Annotated in this window: 14 protein-coding genes and 1 tRNA gene; 8 read left to right on the forward strand and 7 right to left on the reverse strand. The window is 50.0% G+C overall.

Going from position 1 to position 16,201, the window contains the following annotated elements; translation table 11 throughout:
* Position 1 precedes the first annotated feature (1 nt).
* From RTK01_RS03900 to RTK01_RS03910, 3 genes are all read left to right on the forward strand, one after another.
* Complete coding sequence (locus tag RTK01_RS03900; protein WP_312279720.1) at positions 2–751, forward strand: thiamine pyrophosphate-dependent enzyme; 750 nt, start codon at positions 2–4, stop codon at positions 749–751.
* Position 752: 1 nt separating this feature from the next.
* Complete coding sequence (locus tag RTK01_RS03905; RefSeq protein WP_312279721.1) at positions 753–1,289, forward strand: 2-oxoacid:acceptor oxidoreductase family protein; 537 nt, start codon at positions 753–755, stop codon at positions 1,287–1,289.
* 443 nt (positions 1,290–1,732) lie between these two features.
* Complete coding sequence (locus RTK01_RS03910; protein ID WP_312279722.1) at positions 1,733–2,818, forward strand: branched-chain amino acid aminotransferase; 1,086 nt, start codon at positions 1,733–1,735, stop codon at positions 2,816–2,818.
* 78 nt (positions 2,819–2,896) lie between these two features.
* Here the strand turns inward: RTK01_RS03910 and ymfI are convergent, their stop codons facing one another.
* A complete protein-coding gene (gene ymfI / locus RTK01_RS03915; RefSeq protein ID WP_312279723.1) occupies positions 2,897–3,634 on the reverse strand; it encodes an elongation factor P 5-aminopentanone reductase in 738 nt (245 codons plus the stop codon).
* A gap of 386 nt (positions 3,635–4,020) precedes the next feature.
* Between ymfI and RTK01_RS03920 the strand changes: the two genes are divergently transcribed.
* Positions 4,021–4,097, forward strand: a tRNA-Arg gene (locus tag RTK01_RS03920).
* Positions 4,098–4,344: 247 nt separating this feature from the next.
* On the opposite strand, the gene RTK01_RS03925 is transcribed toward RTK01_RS03920, so the two are convergent.
* On the reverse strand, positions 4,345–5,724 hold the full coding sequence (locus tag RTK01_RS03925) for a site-specific integrase (RefSeq protein ID WP_312279724.1): 1,380 nt from the start codon (positions 5,722–5,724) through the stop codon (positions 4,345–4,347).
* Positions 5,725–6,199: 475 nt separating this feature from the next.
* On the opposite strand from RTK01_RS03925, the gene RTK01_RS03935 reads away from it, so the two are divergent.
* Positions 6,200–6,679 (forward strand): helix-turn-helix transcriptional regulator, encoded by a 480-nt coding sequence (locus RTK01_RS03935; RefSeq protein WP_312279725.1) that lies wholly within the window; start codon positions 6,200–6,202, stop codon positions 6,677–6,679.
* Positions 6,680–6,906: 227 nt separating this feature from the next.
* On the opposite strand, the gene RTK01_RS03940 is transcribed toward RTK01_RS03935, so the two are convergent.
* The 4 genes from RTK01_RS03940 to RTK01_RS03955 all read right to left on the reverse strand — a co-directional run bounded on the left by RTK01_RS03940 (position 6,907) and on the right by RTK01_RS03955 (position 12,722).
* Positions 6,907–9,519, reverse strand: a complete 2,613-nt coding sequence (locus RTK01_RS03940) for a DEAD/DEAH box helicase family protein (RefSeq protein WP_312279726.1) — start codon at positions 9,517–9,519, stop codon at positions 6,907–6,909.
* A 14-nt stretch (positions 9,520–9,533) separates the two neighbouring features.
* Positions 9,534–11,285: a site-specific DNA-methyltransferase gene (locus RTK01_RS03945; RefSeq protein WP_312279727.1), complete on the reverse strand. Its 1,752-nt coding sequence runs from the start codon at positions 11,283–11,285 to the stop codon at positions 9,534–9,536.
* A gap of 27 nt (positions 11,286–11,312) precedes the next feature.
* Entirely contained in the window at positions 11,313–12,377 is a 1,065-nt protein-coding gene (locus RTK01_RS03950) for a Fic family protein (protein WP_312279728.1), read from the reverse strand.
* A gap of 144 nt (positions 12,378–12,521) precedes the next feature.
* Positions 12,522–12,722, reverse strand: coding sequence for a CopG family transcriptional regulator (locus RTK01_RS03955; RefSeq protein ID WP_312159416.1), 201 nt, complete (start codon positions 12,720–12,722; stop codon positions 12,522–12,524).
* A gap of 87 nt (positions 12,723–12,809) precedes the next feature.
* On the opposite strand from RTK01_RS03955, the gene RTK01_RS03960 reads away from it, so the two are divergent.
* Genes RTK01_RS03960 through RTK01_RS03970 form a run of 3 tightly spaced genes read left to right on the forward strand, consistent with a single transcriptional unit; the run spans position 12,810 to position 14,077 of the window.
* On the forward strand, positions 12,810–13,397 hold the full coding sequence (locus tag RTK01_RS03960) for a hypothetical protein (protein ID WP_312279729.1): 588 nt from the start codon (positions 12,810–12,812) through the stop codon (positions 13,395–13,397).
* 37 nt (positions 13,398–13,434) lie between these two features.
* On the forward strand, positions 13,435–13,860 hold the full coding sequence (locus tag RTK01_RS03965; RefSeq protein ID WP_312279730.1) for a hypothetical protein: 426 nt from the start codon (positions 13,435–13,437) through the stop codon (positions 13,858–13,860).
* A gap of 46 nt (positions 13,861–13,906) precedes the next feature.
* Positions 13,907–14,077, forward strand: a complete 171-nt coding sequence (locus RTK01_RS03970) for a hypothetical protein (RefSeq protein WP_312279731.1) — start codon at positions 13,907–13,909, stop codon at positions 14,075–14,077.
* A 258-nt stretch (positions 14,078–14,335) separates the two neighbouring features.
* On the opposite strand, the gene RTK01_RS03975 is transcribed toward RTK01_RS03970, so the two are convergent.
* The gene (locus tag RTK01_RS03975) at positions 14,336–16,201 is read right to left on the reverse strand and encodes a relaxase/mobilization nuclease domain-containing protein (protein ID WP_312279732.1); all 1,866 of its coding nucleotides are present in this window, start codon (positions 16,199–16,201) and stop codon (positions 14,336–14,338) included.

Consider the following 16,201-nt stretch of genomic DNA (forward strand, 5'->3'; position numbering starts at 1 on the left):
CATGGCGGTTGTTTATCAAAAATCCAAGGGACTGACGGACGTGGAGTTCCACTACTGCCCCGGTTGCACCCACGGCATCATTCACAAGCTGGTGGCTGAGACGATGGAGGAAATGGACCTGCTGGATACGGCCATCGGCGTGTGTCCTGTGGGCTGCTCGGTGTTTGCCTATAAGTATTTTAGCTGCGACATGCAGGAGGCCGCCCACGGACGCGCCCCCGCCGTCGCAACCGGCATCAAGCGCACCCATCCCCACCAGCCGGTGTTCACCTATCAGGGTGACGGCGACCTTGCCTCCATCGGCACGGCGGAAATTGTCCACGCCGCCATGCGGGGAGAGAAGTTTACCACCATTTTCATCAACAATGCTATTTACGGCATGACCGGCGGCCAGATGGCTCCCACCACCCTCATCGGACAAAGAGCCACCACCTGCCCGCAGGGCCGCACCCGTGAGCAAGCCGGTATGCCCATCCGCATGGCGGAGATGCTTTCAACGCTTGACGGCTGCGTCTATGCCGAGCGGGTCTGCGCCACCGACATTCCCAACCTGAATAAGGCAAAGAAGGCCATTAAAAAGGCATTCCAGCTTCAGATGGAGGGCAAGGGCTTTACTTTCGTGGAGGTTCTTGCCACATGCCCCACCAACTGGGGCATGACGCCGCTGAAGTCCATGGAGTGGCTGAAGGAGAACATGGTTCCCTACTATCCCCTGGGTTTGATCAAGGATACCGGCACGGAGGTGAAGTGAGATGAAAAAGGAAATTATCATTTCCGGCTTCGGCGGACAGGGCGGCCTTGCCATCGGCAAAAATCTGGCGGAGGCCGGCATGGCCGAGGGGCTGAACGTGACGTGGGCCCCGTCCTACGGGCCCGAGATGCGGGGCGGCACGGCCAACTGCTCTGTGGTGCTGTCCGACCGGCCGGTGGGCTCCCCTGTGTTTAACCATCCCACGGAGCTGATCGCCATGAACGAGCCCTCTCTTGAAAAATTCGAAGCGGGCGTGGTTCCCGGCGGCGCCGTGTTCGTCAACAGCTCGGTTGTCACCGACAAGGTGACGCGCCCGGATTTGGCCGCGTACTACATCCCCTGCGGGGAAATTGCCGATCAGGTGGGCAACGCCAAGGTGGCCAACATGGCCATGCTGGGGGCGTATGTGGCTGCCACCAAAATTTTGAAGCCCGAGGCCATCGAGGCGATGATTGAGGAGATGTTTACCGGAGCCAAGGCCAAGCTGGTTCCCCTGAACATCGAGGCATTCCGTCGGGGCATGGCCTGCGTCGGATAACGCTGTCTGCTGTAAATTGAACGTCCCCCGTCCGCCGGAAAGCCGGCGGGCGGGCGGACAAATATCCCGTCCCGCGCCTGTTCTGTATATTTTAACAGTTGACTTTCTCCTGCCGGGAGCGTATAAATAATTTAATATTCAAAACGCGATGAACGGGAATTGCCGTCAGGAACGCCGACTTCAGAGAGCTGCCGCACGGTGCGAGGCAGCGGACGCGGCTTGATCGGTCTGGCCCGGAAGCGGCCCGCCCAAAGAGAAGTTTCTTCAGTAGGCGGCGACGGGGGCCTCCCGGTTACAGGGGCGGTGCGCGGAAGCGTACATAAGAGGCCGCGTTGCGGCAAAGAGAGTGGTACCACGGAAGTTTGGCTTTCGCCTCCCTGATTTCAGGGGTGCGAGAGCCTTTTGCTTTATCAGTTCAAAATAAAAGTAAGGGAGAATTTCAAATGCTGAACATCAAGATCACCAAGACGACTTCCCCCAAAGTAAAGCCTGCGGACGAGTCCAAGCTGGGCTTCGGAAAAACTTTTTCCGACCACATGTTTATTATGGACTATACCGAGGGTCAGGGCTGGCACGATGCCCGCATTGTGCCCTATGCTCCCATCTCTCTGGAGCCCTCCGCCGTGGTGTTCCACTATGCGCAGGAGTGCTTTGAGGGCCTGAAGGCCTATCGCACCGCCGAGAACAAAATTCAGCTTTTCCGCCCGGACTGCAACGCCCGCCGCATGAACAACACGCAGGAGCGCCTGTGCATGCCCGCCATCCCCGAAGAGGATTTTGTGGAGGCCATCCGCGCGCTGGTGGAGGTCGAGAAGGACTGGGTTCCCCATTCCGAGGGCGCGTCTTTGTACATCCGTCCGTTCACCATTGCCACCATGGCCCAGCTTGGCGTTCACGCGTCCACCACCTATCAGTTCATCATCATCTGCGCCCCCTCCGGCGCATATTACGCGGCGGGTCTGGCCCCCATCGACATCTATGTGGAGGACACCTATGTCCGCGCCTGCCCGGGCGGCACCGGCTTTACCAAGTGCGGCGGAAACTACGCGGTGTCTCTGCTTGCCGCCAAGGTGGCCGAGGAGCGTGGATACAGCCAGGTGTTGTGGCTGGACGGCGTGGAGCGCAAGTATGTTGAAGAAGTGGGCGCCATGAACATCTTCTTCAAGATCGACGGCAAGCTTTATACCGCCGAGGCGCAGGACCGAGACGGCACCGTGCTCCCCGGCGTCACCCGCCGCTCTATCATCGAGCTGCTGAAAGACTGGGGCTATGAGGTTGTGGAGGGCAAGCTGGCCGTCGACGACCTGATGAAGGCCTCCCGCGAGGGCAAGCTGGAGGAGGTGTTCGGCACCGGCACCGCCGCTGTCGTCTCCCCCGTCAAGAAGCTGGACTATGAGGATCAGACCGCCCAGATCGGCCACGGCGAAATCGGCCCCCTGACCCAGAAGCTGTACGATACCCTTACTGGCATCCAGTGGGGCAGAATCCCCGACACGAAGGGCTGGATCGTCCCGGTTTGCAACGCTTGATTTTCGCCTGATTTTTAATTCCCCGCCCGGTTGCTTTTGCAGCCGGGCGGGGTGCTTTCGGGGTGATAAAGCCATCCTCTACCCGGTGAAACCTCCGTCCACCGTGAGGATCTGTCCGGTGATAAAGGCGGCTTCGTCGCTCGCCAGAAACGCCGCCGCAGCAGCCACGTCCTCCGGCATTCCCAAACGGCCGAGGGGCGTTTGCGCGGCAAGATCTGCCAGCGTCTCCGGGTCGAGGGTGCGGAGCATGTCCGTTTCTATGCAGCCGGGCGCCACCGCGTTTACCCGGATGCCGGATGGGGCCAGCTCCAGAGCCAGCGAGCGGGTAAGTCCGATCACAGCGGATTTTGTGGCGGCGTATACCGTTTCGCAGGAGGCCCCCCGCAGGCCCCAGATGGAAGAGATGTTGACAATGCTGCCTCGCTTTTCGTGGAGCATGTGAGGCAGAGCGCGGCGGATGGCACCGCGCATTCCGCCTACATTCACCGCAAAAGTGCGATTCCAGCTTTCATCGTCCGCGTCTTGAAACAGTCCTCTGGGAGGGGCAATTCCCGCGTTGTTGATCAGCGTACCCACTGGCCCCAGTGCGGTTTCAATGGCGTGGAACATCGCGTCCACTTCGCCGGAATCCGCCATGTCCGCGCCAAACGCAGCGGCGTTGCACCCGGCGCGGTGCAGCTCGTCCGCCAGATCCTCGGCGGCTTGGCGGCTGCGGTGATAGTTGATGGCCACGTCATAGCCCTGCTGGGCAAGCTTTCGGGCAATTGCCCGACCAATTCCCCGGCTTCCTCCTGTCACCAGTGCCACGTTTGTCATGCCTGTTCGCTCCTTTGCTCCTGCCCGTCCGGAGGGCAGAACTGTGGTTTGCGGGTTGGACGCGCTGAATTCTCTGGGTGTGCCGTCCTGTCCGTCTGCGGATATTATAAATGCTTTTTATCAGGACTGCAACGGCCTTTTCAACCGAATCGCCGCGCTTTAAAGCTTTTTTGCCGTTTGAACCAAGGAAGGAAAATCCGGCCGGGGCAAAGTTGTGCCGGGCTTTTCAATTGACAGCGGGGCGGAAATCGGGTAGAATAGCAAGCGGTTCCACTCCTCCGCACTTAGATATGTCTCCGTAGCTCAGCCGGATAGAGCATCCGCCTCCTAATTCTTCGCTCGAGTGACCGCCTTACCGTCGTCTGCGTATTCAATTAAGTTCATAAGCCCTTGTAGCTCAGATGGATAGAGCGTCCGCCTCCTAAGCGGAAGGCCACGCGTTCGAATCGCGTCAAGGGTGCCAAAAGTGGCTAAAACCGTCGTTTTTACGACCGTTTTGGTCGCTTTTTATTTGTTTTCTTTTGCTCAACCATTGCTAATATTTTGATCTGCATTGCAGTATGGAAGATGAATTAGGCTTAATTTTTGATCTATGATGCAGGCTAACATATCTTTATGTCTCTTGAAAACCGCTGCCGTTTTACTAACAAAAATGCTAACATCGTCATATCGTCCATCTGGTGTGCGTCATATTATCTCGTTTTAACTGGTTAGTCTTGTTCCTCTTCGTCCGGCGCTTTCAGCTTTGCGAGAACCAACTTTTCCATTTCATCCGCCGTAACCTTACGGTCTTTATCAACCACTTTGGCATACAGGCGTAGCGTCATATCCGGCGTAGAATGCCCAAGGTCTGCTTGTATGCTTTTTACATCTTTTGTTGCGCTTAACTTGATCGTAGCGCCGGTATGACGCAAGGAATAAAACGTATACCCCTCAAACCCAAGGGGGTGAATTAGTTTCTGGAATCTCTTGTTAAACATATCGTTTACATACGGGCGTCCATTTTTCTGTGCAAAGACAAGACCGTAGTCCTGATATAGGCCTCCGACTTGCTCTATGTATGCTTTCTGACGCTTCTGGAGCTCCAATAACATCAACCGCAAAGAATCGGGCATATAGATGTCTCTGACGCTTTCCTTTGTCTTGGGAAGCTTTAAGACAAGGCTGGATGTGCAACTAGGTGAAATATCTGGAAACGCGAACAAAATAGGCGTGTTCGGAAAGTTTTGCTTGTCAATTCTCGCAACTGACTTTCCGATATGCGCATACGGCTTCCATTCTGGCCGGTTGCTTTTATTGGTTAGATGTAGGCAGTCCCAAGTAAGCGCTTCCATTTCACCTGTCCGCAATGTCAGCGACGTCATGGTCAGCATGGAAAGGAGCAAATATTCATCACTACAAGCTCTTACCACCTGCAAGAATTCTTCTTCGGTCAATACTTTGCGATCATACGCCGGTGGTTTGGGCAGCTTTACGTCTACAACCGGATTATCTTTGACGAAACCATAACGCTTGGCCATATTATAGGCCGGGCGTAATATCTTTTTTATATCATCTAAGATATTTGGTCCTATCTTATCAGGCTCGGATGTATGGTTGCCTGACGCGGCGCTGTGATTCTGTAAATCATCAAAAATTTTTTGAAAAACCAGAGTGTTTGCCTCAGTTACCTTTAATTCTCCGAAATATGGGATAATGTAGTTGTTAATCGTTCCCCATGAACTCTTGCTTGTGCTGCCCTCCCACTCCTTTAAGGATACCTGCAAACGCGCATATTCTGATACCAAAGCAGCTATGGTCATGTCTTCGCTTGATTGAGATACATTTAAATCACTTGTACTTGAGGCGCTCTGTTTTAGAACAGCAGCTTTGTCAAAGATACGATGCTCATCCTCCGCTTCTTGAACAAAGGGGAGTAATTTTACTGCTTCTGCTTCGTCAGAACAGCTGACCGTTCTCTGACGCTGCTTTTTGATCCCTTCGCACAATTCGGCGCGGTATGATATGTTATAGCGCAACTCGTCCTCGTCGTATTTGCGACGCTTCTTTAGCTTACTGCCATCCTTGGGGCGTTTTTGTATGCTTGCCATAAGCAGCCTCCTTTATAGACCATGTACATCCAAGTATTCATCAAACGATTTTTTGGATATAAGAAGCGCACTTCCAACGCGTATAACCCGAAATGGTTCTCCATGATCTGCGGCATGGTTCACCATGCTATATGCTTGGGAACGCCCAATTCCCAAAATGTTTTGAATGTCCTCTACCCTAAGGGTGCGGCATTCGTAGTTTCGTGAGTCTTTTTGAGCAATAGTCTGTACCATAATCGTCAATCCTTTCTTAAAAGCTAAAATTTCTACTATCCTATTCATTTCGTGTGTGATAAAATAGATATGCAAACAATTTCTGAACTGTGGCCGTTTTCTAAATAAGGTCCTTACTAGGTCCGTATTTTGGATCTGTTATTTCTTATAATAATTTGTCCGCCCAGTTTTGTCAATAGTAAAATCCAATTTGATATAATGACAATAATATTCACTTTTAAGTGTTAGCGGGGAACATGATATGACAGTAGGCGATAAAATTAGAATTGCGCGTAATATGCTGGGTTGGACACAAAAAGAACTTGGTTTTGTCACAAAGGAATCTGATTCGAGAATTCGGCAGTACGAATTAGGAATCCGTGTCCCATCCAGGAAAAAAATAATTGATTTGGCAGGTGCTCTTGGAGTTCCTGCATCCTTTCTCGCTGCAAATAACACTGATACCAACATAGAGATCATGTATTATCTGTTTGAACTTGAATCATTAAAAAAAATAACAATATCTAACGATGGCGACGGAGGCTCTATTCTTATTACTGACCCGGATTTAAGGTATCGGGTCGAATATTGGGGCAAGCAAAAGGAAGCCTACGAGAACTGCACTCTCGAGGCAAAAGATTATGAGGAATGGAAAATAAAATATGCGAAAGTATTTCCCCCGCATCTTGGAGAGATGAATCAAATGCCACTTGAGGAAAAAACGGAGGATTCTTCAGATTAGATCACAGAAATAGCATTAAGCCGCCTTAACGCTCGTTAAGGCGGCTTTCATATCATCAGCGGTAATTATTCATGTCTCAGGAGAGAGACGCGTTAAAACGCCTTACAGACGATTTCAGCCATAATAGCATAATGTCAAGTATTTGTCCGTACACAGCTTTGCAGATATAGAGATCTCTCACGGTGAGAGCTCTCACCGTGAGAGATTTGCTTCCATGCTTTCAGCTTTTACAGGTCTTTCAAAATGCCTGCAAACTGATCCAGCGTATATGCGCCATCCAGTCCCAATTCTCTGTCCTTGAATACCATGAAGTAACGGTATGTATCACCAGCTTTATCTTGCCACTTCCGTCCCAATTTCAGCTTTGTCTTACTATTGCTATTGTCGCGGTCAGCGCCTTTATACTCAATCAAAACCAGTTTTCCAGATTTCATCATTACCATAAAATCAGGATAATGATTGATGCAGCCGTTAATCCTGAAATCCTTTTTCTCAATAATCCTATGCCACCAGAGAACATTGTCCATCCCGACAACCACGTCAAGCGTATTCAGCTCCTCCGGGTTCATATCGTCCCGTTCCGCCTCGTACAGCGAATTGGGAATGGAATCCGTCGTTTCAGCAGGCGTAATAACAGGGGGCAGGGCATAGGACTCCCGACAAACAATTTTTCCACTGTCCAGCCAGCGATAGAACTGCTCTTCGCGGAAACTATCTTCCAGCGTATCAATCTTTTTCTGAATCTTCTGCGCATAGACAGGAATTGCCGTTTCCATGGCGGCAATCTCATCTTCTTTCATATTCCCGACAATTCGCCGTACATAGTCTGTGATCTCCGCTGCGGCATACCGATTGTTCCGGTTGATTTGGGCGCAGATCATATCCGTACACTGTGCTATTTTTTGTTCCTGCGGCATTGTCGCCAGCTTTGCCCGAATGTACTCGCTTTCCAGCTTAGAAGTCCGCTTGTACTTCGGCACGGCCTCGCCCTGTTCCTGAATATCAACCTGATACATTTCGCCGGTAGCAAGCTCAAAGCTGATTTTGGCATCCTGTCCACTGAGCGAGAAACCGTCAGATAAGTTTTCTGGTTCCAACAGCGAGAATTCGTCGCCGAATAAATCCGGGACTGTTTTTAGGAAGAATTGCGGAACCCGCAATTTTTCTGCTCCTTCGGCAAACTGAGGCTGCATGGCATTCTGTTTCAGCATTGTCCCCAATTCACCTCCCAAGAAGCCAGAATTGGCGGGGCCATTCATTGTTCCTTCGTACTGCGCGGCCTGCTGCGTGGCTGCCTGCACCATTTCGTTGACAGCGGGGCTTGCCGTGCCGGTCTCACCCTGCGTTTCCAGTGATGCTTTTATTTCGGCAGAAACGATATCGTCAAAGCTGTCTGGCTGCCCTTCCGCCTGTGGCGGTATTTCCATCTGCGCACCAGTCGGCTCCGGCATAGGTGCGGGAACAGGTTCTTGTGCTGCATAGCAGTCCTTGCGTGAAAAACCGGCGTTGTTCAGCCCACGCACGACATTATCCAGTGTGTTGTGAAAGTCATTGGAACAAGTCAAAACATAAGAAGTATTCAAAAGTGCGGCAGAGTATTTCTTGGCGTGTGGCTGGCGCAAGATACGCCCAACGATCTGCTCAACATCCACCGTAGAAGTCTTATTCGCCAGCGACGCCAAAATATAGGCAAAGGAGCAGTCCCAGCCCTCTTTCAGCGCATTGACGGTAATGATGTAGCGTATGGGGCAATCCCGGCTCATGAGATCAGTTTTTCCCAGATCATCCACCTTAGACGTTTTGATCGCAATTTGCTCTTTGGGGATTCCCATATCCACCAGCATGGATTTTACTCGGTCAAAGGTCTCGCTGTCCTCATTGGTTTTTGGCTGAGCCTGAAACAGGACAATGGGACGATTATACGGCCCTCCGGCCTTTTCCTCTGCCTCGGCCTGCTGCTCGATGCTGCTGCGCAGTTGGATGGCATCCTGAATCACGCTTTGTCGCGTGGTGCGGTTGTAGACCACGACAGGCAGCTTCACCATGTTTTCTTTTTTCAGTTCACGGGCGTCCACATAGGAGATGATATTGCTGTTTCTTCGCGGCGTCGCCGTCAAATCCAGCACAAGGGACGGATTGAGATTGTTCAGCATTTCAACGCTCAAATCTGAACCGGCGTTGTGGCTCTCATCCACCACCGTTACCGGCGACAAATGGCGCAATACCTGAATCAGCGCTGTGTCCGGCGTGTCTGCCAGAAGCACATCGTCATCCTTGAAATATTCTGCAAAGCGCAGGAGATTTCCGTTTTCCTGATAGACCTTGCGTACATCTTTCTTTTTGCTGTCGATTCTAAGAGAACCGTAGCTTAAAATACAGACCGTCAGCATTTCACGCACGGTATCCGGCGAGAAATTTTGTCCGTTCAGCAGCATTTCTTTGGTATAGACCGCCACGCGCCCGGCAAAATCTGCATCTAGCCTTTGACGGTAGGGGTGCGTCACTTCAGACAAATTTTTTATTGTCTGGTTCAAAATCGAATCGGACGGTACCAGCCAAACCACCACGCGGGGCTTGTCGGAAGGCATGGCGTCAAAAATGCGTTTGACAGCGGCACAAGCCATAAAAGTTTTGCCGCCGCCGGTCGGTACTTTGGTACAGATATGCGGAACGCCGGAAATCGCGTTGTTATAGGCCGGAACGCCACCAAATCCGACGTAAACATCTTGCTTCATCCAATAGTTTTTCCATGCGGCAAACAAATCCGGCTCCACATTCACGCTGTTTAGATAGGCTGTTAAATTATTCATGACCGTCGTTTGATAGCTTTTCAGTTCCATTTTTCGGCCCTCCTTTACAGTTTGGTAATGTCACGTGGGATTTTCTTGAAGGTAATATGGTATTTGCCCAACTCCGTTTCGCTGAGTGTACAGAGGTCTGCATACATAACATAACTGCCTGCGGCGGTCTTGACGGTATGCAGAAACTCCCGGTTTAATGTGGTGATCTGCTCTTTTTCATAATAGAAGTAGAATGCGGAATCGAGATGAGCGCCAAGCAAATATGGCTCGTCCGCTTTGGGTGCGGGCAGACGCTGTTTGGTTTCTGTGAAATACACGTATTCCCGGATTTTTTCAACGCCCACTGCTTCGTTCAGATTCCGCCCGTTCATCAACTGCTTTCCCAGCTCGTAGTAGCTGAAATCTCCGCCCGTACCGGGAACGGCGCTCTTGCCTTCTCCGTAGCCACGAATCACGCGCTTCACGCGTTCTGCGGTGATCGAGTCTGCATAGTCCATCATTTCAATTAAGATAAACTTGCGGTGGCCGCCGTCGGTTTTGTTCAGATTCAGCGCCGCATGGGCGGTCGTGCCGGAACCGGCGAAAGAATCGAGGATAAGCGCGTTTTCGTTTCCTGCAATACGCAGAACAAACTCAACCAGTCGGGAAGGTTTTGGTGTATCAAAAGTCGCTCTGCCATCAAAAATAGCCAGCATTTCCTTTTTTGCTTCATCGGTATGGCCAGTTTCAGAATATGGCCAAAAGTTTGTGGGCAGACGCCCGCCAACATTTTCAAGATAAGTCTTTCTACGCACGCCGCCTTTTCCGCTTTTTGTAAAGTAAAACCGAGGCCATTGGCCGCGTTCTAGAATTTTCTGCGCATTCTCTTGCGCAATTTCTAACGGGTCTGCCAATACGATAGCCTGCACACCGGGGCGTACACTATTCTCCGAAACACCGCATACATGGGCACGTTCCTTTTCGTCGTGTAAATCTTCCAACTTGTAGCGTGTCCAACCATTCATGATTTCCAACATGGTATCTTGCTGATAGCGCCAACAGGCATTATTGCTTGGGTAAATCATTTTTCCCGTAAATGGATGCTGTATTGCGTAAACCATGCCTTGATGCGTCGCAGCCCCAGGCGCAAACGGATTATCGCTTGTCCATAAGGTCGTGTCGTTATCTGGGTTCTTGTATATAGAATTCATTGCTTCTGTCCGAGGCAATTTATTAGGACTCCACTCCGGCTGCTTACTGTATACAAGAATATGCTCCACTTCATTGACAATGCCCTTAGAATCATTGCGGGTAGAGTAGGTTCGCTGCCACGAAATGTTGGATACAAAGCAGTTTGCGCCAAATATTTCATCACAGATTGATTTCAAATTAGCATACTCTGTATCATCAATACTGATAAAGATTACCCCATCTTCCGCCAGCAACTTTTGCAGCAGCCGCAGGCGAGGGTACATCATGCACAGCCACTTATCATGGCGCGACAAGTCCTCGCCCTCCTTGCCGACCACATCCCCCAGCCACTTCTTGATGCGTGGGTCATTTACATTGTCGTTGTACACCCAGCCCTCGTTGCCAGTGTTGTAGGGCGGATCTATATAGATGCACTTAATCCGCCCCTCATAGCGGGGCAGCAGTGATTTCAATGCGGAAAGGTTGTCCCCGTGGATAATCATGTTTTCACTGCCGTTGTCCTCTGTGCGCTGTCCCTGCTCGTCAAAGCTGTACTGACGCTCCAGTACCCGGTACGGAACATCCAAATGATGATTCACAACTTTATCTTTTCCAATCCATTCCAATGTGGGCATGGACGTTTCCTCCGTTCTGAGCGGCTGTTAATCAGCGGCTTTTTCATGATTATAGGTGTAGGCCGTATAGCGGCCTCCGCCAATTTTCAAAATGGTTTCTGCCTTGACGAGCTCGGTCAAAGCCCGTTCGATGGTGCCGCTGTTCAAATCGGGACACATGGCGGCAATTTCTGCTTTTGTGATCTTTCCGACCTTCTCTCTGACGATCTCCGCGACGCGCTGCGCTGCGGTCATACCTTTGGTGGAAATGAATTCTACCCGCCGAGAGAAGTCCTTGTAGGCGCTTAGAAGTGCGCCCAGATAGTACCGCACAAAGGGTTTGTAATCATTTTTACCGTCCTGCCATGCGGTGCTACTCTGCTGCAACACATCGTAGTAGGTGTCCTTGGTCTTTTCGATAATCATTTCAATGCTGATATACTTGCCGACAATGTAACCGGCACGGTAAAGCAGCAAAAGGGTAAGTAGGCGGCTCATGCGCCCGTTGCCATCGTTAAACGGGTGAATACATAGAAAGTCCAGAATAAAGGGCGGAATCAGCAAAAGAGGCTCTGCCTCTGGCAAAGTAATTGCGTGTTGGTACGCCTCGCAAAGATGGTCAACCGCATCCGGCGTTTCAAAGGCGGAAACGGGCTTGAACCGCACTCTGTGCTGTCCGTCAGAGGTCACTTCCTCGATCACATTATCGCCGTTTTTGAAAGTACCGCCCATCCCGGCGCCATTGTAGCGGTACAAGTCCCGGTGAAGTTGTAAAAGGATAGAGGGACGCAGAGAAATAAATTCATGATTTTCATGAATGGTAGCTAACACATCGCGGTAGCCCGCAATTTCCTGTTCATTGCGACTGGCAGGCTCGGCCTTTTGCTGCATGATCTCGGCAAGACGGGCATCCGAAGTATAGATGCCCTCAATGCGGTTGGATGCCTGTGTGCTTTGAATCTTTGCAATTTCAAGCATACTGGTTAAGGAGTCGGCCTTGGCCTCCAAATAAAGTGTCTGCTTGCCCCTATATTCGTGAATTGCGGAAACCAGATTCACGATCTCCGGCGTCAGCAACTGGTCAGTAATATGGGAGTAGTCAAATTCGCGCATGAAACCGCTCCTTTCAATTCCTACACGCAAAGTCCATTTGCTACATTATAGCATTTGTTGTTGCAGATTAAAAGGCAAATGTGGCAGATAAAATTATTTATTATAAAAAAATCGGCGTTGTGCGGCATTGCACAGCGCCGATTTTCACTCTTGCCCTTCGACCACACAGCGGTCAACGGCATATTCCAGAAACATACCGATCAACTCATTCCTGCTGCGCCCCGTTTTCGAAGAAACAGCATCAATTTTAGCGACAGTTTCTTCCTTTATACGCACAGAAAATGTTTTATAGCCGTCGTCTCCCTTGGAACGCTTTGCTTTTACAATGAGGTTATCGTTGCTCATATCATCGCCTCCGACAAACATATTTTATGTTTGATTCTCGGTGATATATATGTTATAATTTGTGTTATAATAAGTCGGAGGTGAATTATGAGTGTGGTATCACGCAGAGTTTTGAAAATACTTGCCTTTTTTGCTGGGCTTGGTGCATATCTAATCTGGGCAAACGGTTATTACGGAGGCCTTTCCCTTCAATATCTTGGTACAGGCTTTTTGATTGCGTCTGCTGCCTATGTCGCCGTTTCTATATTTAGCTTGTTAAGTCCCATGATGGGCGGTTTACTGTCGCTGATTGGTACAGTCGCGGGCTTTTTCTGTATAGCATGGGTCATGGATAAAGTTTCCATGTCTGTATCGTGGCTGGATGACGAGCGTATGTACTGGATTTTTATCGGTATTGCTACGCTCTGCATGATACTGGATATTCGTTACATCATTCGCAGCCTGCGCCAGTCTAAAGCAGTACAGGCAGTTGCAGTACAGGCTGAACCGTCCATATCTGAAAATACAGAAGCCAACATGCCGAGTATGAATGACCTGAAAAGCAATCCGACCTTTGTACTATCCGTTGCAGATGTCTTGGAGCAGGAGTTCGGTCGAAAGCCGACCACGGAAGAAGTACTTGACCGAATGGAGCATATGCGGGTAATTGACCCGTCAGAAATAAACCAGTCATAACAACGCACGAAAGCAAACAGTAAAGGGATGAATGCCTGTGGATAGAGAAATCGTTGATATGATAGCCAGTATTGCAATCAATGAGTTTGATGATTCAACAGTGGGGCTGCATGCCATGTTGAGCGCAGGAAAGGATATTCAGTCTTTTTTTTCTGATCCAAACAGAATTGATATATACAAGAAGCTTGGATTTTTCAACATGTCTCAAAACGAACGAAATTTTCATCTGATTGGCTTTATGGACGCCATTGTATGGCTAAATGAGATCGGGGCGCTGGTCGAGCCACCACAAGAAGATTTCTCTGATGTACACCCTGCCGTGAGAGATTTGGTCGAGGCAAGTACGTCCGACGGGGAATTGATTCAATCTGTTTTGGATGAAGTAGCGCACGTTCGAAAATGGCAAGAGAAGAAAGCGCCGATTTGGGAGCGTAATTGTTCCCGTCTGCCCTTGAAGTCTTAAAGCTAAATGATACCGCTTCCAGAGAAAGTTGAAGGAGAGATCGGTTATGCCAAACTACAAGGAAATGTATTTTCAGCTTTTTCGGGAGACAGAAAAAGCAATCGATATTTTGATCGAGGCCCAGCGCAAGGCGGAGGAACAATACATAAATTCGCCTGAACAAGCGCCGTACATGATGCCAATGCGGCAAGAGCAGGGAGAACCGTCGTGCAAGTAAGCGCATAGCTCTCACGGTGAGAGTTTTCCGCACAGTGTGTTGACTTGACGAATTATGCACATTCTGCTAAAATACAGCTATCAAATTGAGCCGCAGTTGGAGTAGGCGGCGGTAATAAATCGCTCCGAAAATCTGGTGCCGTCTTTACGGGTAAGCGGCGTTGTGAAAGTTGCCCGTTTCAAATGAACGAGAAGGTCGGCAGGGATTCCTGCCGACCTTTTATAGTTTCGATGCCAAATCTCTCACGGTGAGAGCAAACTATTCCCGTTCCTGTTCCCGCTGCTTTTTCAGCTTTTCCGGCACGATATATATATCGGCTTGTTCTGACTTGCCGCGCTTCATAGCCTCGTATCTGCGGATGAAATCAACATCCTGCTTTCCGGCGGCAATGTCAATGCGGTCATAGGTTCTTACGCAAAGGTCAATTTGTTGCATTCGTTCCCGCACTTCCTCAATAATCACATCGACCTTCTGCAACCGTGCCTCAAAACCGGCAACGGTATCTCTCAACTGTTGCTGCTTTTCCAGCGCATCAATTTTGTAGCTCCGCATCAATGCTCTGCACTTCTCCAATTCCGCTTCATCAAAGCGGCACTCGTCGAATATGTAGGCTGCATTGCCTCTGTGATCATGAATGCGCTGCTCCAGCGCCTGTGCTTTCTCTGGTAGCGTTGCCGCGTCTTTCAGCTTTGCAATCGTATCAACAATGACCTTCCGCTTTTCCATATCATCGTTATAGATTCTTTGATAGTTTTGATAAGACGCAAAGAACTGCTCATAAGAAAACAGGCCATGCTTTTCTGTAAAGCGTAGGCAATCTAAACTATCATTGATCTGGGCCACCAAGCGTTGTTCCTCCGTTCGCTTGAAATACGGTCTGCGGTGGTCCTTTTCGTTAAGCTGTAATGCAATCAGATTGGAAAGCGCCTCCATATCCATCATATCCCATGCCTTAGCGTTACAGGCAAGCGCAGAAGTAATGAGCTTCTTTTCTCCTTCTGTCCTCGGAACGACGGAATAGCCGTCCTTCACCTTAACGCTTCGATAATTAAGGTCGATACTTGCAAGGTCTGTTTCGCCATACACATAGTCGGCAAAATAGGGGATTACCGGCGCGTCAGTTGTCTCATAGGATCGCTCTTCGCGTTGTGCCTGTTCTTCCAGATAAGCCGTCAGGTTCTCCCGCAGATAGAACGCGCCGATTTTATCCTCCCGTGTCGCTTTGTCGGCGGTTAGCGGCTGGAACGATACATGGGCAAGCCAATCTCCGTTTTTCTTCTTCGCACGGATAGTATACCCGATATCCTGCAACCGTTTCAGCAATTCGTCATAGCTTGCGCATATCGGCAGGAAACTGTCAATATCCATCTTAATCAAATCGCAATTCCGCTTTCTCTGGTATTGCTCGCGTTCATATGGCAGCGTAATCCGGTAGCTGTTGATGCTGTCCTTGATGGCTGTCCGATCTTTGCGCTTTGCAATCAGCTCGGCTTTACGTTCTGTCGGCTCGTAGAAGCGCGTGACGCCAACGTTGTCTTTGTATTTGACTACTTTCATGCCCGCTGTTTTATCAAGCGTAGACAGGCCGTGTTCACGGCAAAGTCTGTCGGACACGCGGCGTATCTGGCGTTTCAGCGCAAGGCAGTCATTGACTTTTTTGCCGTCGTTGTCCCATGCGGAAATGATGAAAGGGTTGTAAATGTTGTTCGTGTTGATGTGCGTCGTAACGATGAAAGCAAAATTAGGGAAAACCTCTAAACAGATTTTCATGCCGATTTCATTTGCCAACTCCGGCGAGAGTTCCCGACCGTTGAAGTTCTGCGTCATGTGATACAGCAGCGGTTCTTTTCCATTCTTAGCTCTGCTCCCGCCAGATTGAAACTTTCCCTGCCCGTTTTCACGTAAACAGTTAAAGGAAAGCATTGGATAACGGCGGCTGATTCCCATGAAGGAAGCCAACGTGGGATAGTGAACATATAGCTGATCTTCACGGCAAAAAACATCATGCCGGACATCGAAAAACGCCTCATGTTCTGTCTCGATTCTTTCTGTTTTATCGGACAAAACGTAGGAAATCGCGCGATCAGGGGTTGCGGTGACTGCGTGAATCTCTGTGTAAGCCAT

The organism is Oscillibacter sp., from assembly GCF_031978065.1.
Lineage (GTDB): Bacteria > Bacillota > Clostridia > Oscillospirales > Oscillospiraceae > Oscillibacter.

Excerpts from the sequence above, each read along its gene's own strand:
- RTK01_RS03935 (WP_312279725.1), top strand. The coding sequence starts at position 6,200 with ATGACAGTAGGCGATAAAATTAGAATTGCGCGTAATATGCTGGGTTGG.
- RTK01_RS03945 (WP_312279727.1), bottom strand. The coding sequence starts at position 11,285 with ATGCCCACATTGGAATGGATTGGAAAAGATAAAGTTGTGAATCATCAT.
- RTK01_RS03925 (WP_312279724.1), bottom strand. The coding sequence starts at position 5,724 with ATGGCAAGCATACAAAAACGCCCCAAGGATGGCAGTAAGCTAAAGAAG.
- RTK01_RS03905 (WP_312279721.1), top strand. The coding sequence starts at position 753 with ATGAAAAAGGAAATTATCATTTCCGGCTTCGGCGGACAGGGCGGCCTT.
- ymfI (WP_312279723.1), bottom strand. The coding sequence starts at position 3,634 with ATGACAAACGTGGCACTGGTGACAGGAGGAAGCCGGGGAATTGGTCGG.
- RTK01_RS03900 (WP_312279720.1), top strand. The coding sequence starts at position 2 with ATGGCGGTTGTTTATCAAAAATCCAAGGGACTGACGGACGTGGAGTTC.
- RTK01_RS03970 (WP_312279731.1), top strand. The coding sequence starts at position 13,907 with ATGCCAAACTACAAGGAAATGTATTTTCAGCTTTTTCGGGAGACAGAA.
- RTK01_RS03955 (WP_312159416.1), bottom strand. The coding sequence starts at position 12,722 with ATGAGCAACGATAACCTCATTGTAAAAGCAAAGCGTTCCAAGGGAGAC.
- RTK01_RS03950 (WP_312279728.1), bottom strand. The coding sequence starts at position 12,377 with ATGCGCGAATTTGACTACTCCCATATTACTGACCAGTTGCTGACGCCG.
- RTK01_RS03910 (WP_312279722.1), top strand. The coding sequence starts at position 1,733 with ATGCTGAACATCAAGATCACCAAGACGACTTCCCCCAAAGTAAAGCCT.
- RTK01_RS03940 (WP_312279726.1), bottom strand. The coding sequence starts at position 9,519 with ATGGAACTGAAAAGCTATCAAACGACGGTCATGAATAATTTAACAGCC.
- RTK01_RS03960 (WP_312279729.1), top strand. The coding sequence starts at position 12,810 with ATGAGTGTGGTATCACGCAGAGTTTTGAAAATACTTGCCTTTTTTGCT.
- RTK01_RS03975 (WP_312279732.1), bottom strand. The coding sequence starts at position 16,201 with ATGGCTTACACAGAGATTCACGCAGTCACCGCAACCCCTGATCGCGCG.